The organism is Streptomyces sp. NPDC001880 (assembly GCF_053594575.1).
Genome location: NZ_JBSFET010000289.1, coordinates 1 through 1,304, shown reverse-complemented (window position 1 = coordinate 1,304; position 1,304 = coordinate 1). Strand labels below are relative to the sequence as shown.

The 1,304-nt window shown below is 70.2% G+C and carries 2 protein-coding genes; both read left to right on the top strand.

Annotated features, from left to right (window positions below; all coding sequences use genetic code 11):
* The coding region (locus tag ACWCQ6_RS37345; protein WP_451096967.1) for a helicase associated domain-containing protein at positions 1 to 506 on the top strand (506 nt) is incomplete at its 5' end.
* A gap of 16 nt (positions 507 to 522) precedes the next feature.
* Positions 523 to 1,173: an RNA polymerase sigma factor gene (locus ACWCQ6_RS37340; RefSeq protein ID WP_451096965.1), complete on the top strand. Its 651-nt coding sequence runs from the start codon at positions 523 to 525 to the stop codon at positions 1,171 to 1,173.
* Positions 1,174 to 1,304 lie beyond the last annotated feature (131 nt).

Genomic DNA, 1,304 nt, shown 5'->3' with positions numbered 1-1,304 from the left:
GCACATCCAGGGATCCGGCGCTGCTGGCACGGTTCGTGAAGCTGCGGGTGATCGAGCCGGAGAACACGTTCTGGCAGCGCGGTATCCAGGCGTGCGTGCGGTATGTGAAGGAGACCGGGGCGCAGCAGTTGCGGGTGCCGTACGGCTACGTCACCCCTGATGACTGGGTGTCGGCCGGGTTCCCGCTGGGGACATGGCTCGCCGACCAGCGGAAAACCCACAAAGCCGGGCGTCTGGACTTGGGACGGGTGGAGCAGTTGGCCGGTCTGGTCGCATCAGGACGTTGCGTTCGAGGAAGGCCTCACGGCTTCCCGTGCCTGGGCGGCCGTGCACGGGCATCTCCTGCTTCCGGCAACTGCGACCGCCGGGTGACGGAGGGGACCAATGCGCCGCCGCGTCGGGTGCCGGCACACGAGCGGGCCTTGCGCGCACAGGAACGGGAACCCGAATCGGGCCATCGGCGAACAGCGGGTGACCATGCCCGCGTCTTCGAGGGAAAAACATGAGCCTAAGAGGCGACCGATGACCGCTTCACCGAGCGTCGGAGTCCACCGTGCCGAGGGCACGAACCAGCGGTCGGACTCCGACGCCTCGGTGATCGAACGGTCCTGGGACGAGCCCGATGCCTTCGCCGTGCTGTTCGACCGCTACGCCGACGACATCCACCGGTACGCGGCCCGGCGGCTGGGTGCCGACGTAGCGGACGATCTGATGGCGGAGACCTTCGTGATCGCCTTCCAGCGACGGCGCCGCTACGACCTGTCGAGGGCTCAGGCGCGCCCGTGGCTGTACGGGATCGTCACCAATCTCGTCGGTGAGCACCGGAGGGCCGAGGCGCGCCATCTCCGGGCGCTGGCGCGGGTCGCCGCTGGCGTCCCGGACGAGGGAGGCGGCGAGCCGATGGCCGAGCGGGTGACCGACCGGGTCACCGCCGAGAGCGCCCGAGGTGCGCTGGCGGGCTGCATCGCCAAGCTGCCGCCCCGCTATCGGGACGTGCTGCTGGTGATCGCCTGGGGTGATCTCGACTACGTGGAGGCCGCGGAGGCCCTGGGGGTGCCGGTGGGCACCGTCCGCTCACGGCTGCACCGGGCTCGAAGGAGACTGCGCGACGCATTGGGCGGGTCCGATCCCACAGCCCTGCAAGAGTTCCAGGAGGAGCCCGATCATGGATGACCTCACCTCCGTGAAGGAGTTGGAGGCGGACACGCCTCCCCTGACCGCCGAGGCCCGTGCCGCCGCCCGCACCCGGCTGATGACCGCCATCGGCCGGGAGAGCCGCAGGGGGGTCGCTCTCGCTCTGCCCA

Excerpts from the sequence above, each read along its gene's own strand:
- ACWCQ6_RS37340 (WP_451096965.1), top strand. The coding sequence starts at position 523 with ATGACCGCTTCACCGAGCGTCGGAGTCCACCGTGCCGAGGGCACGAAC.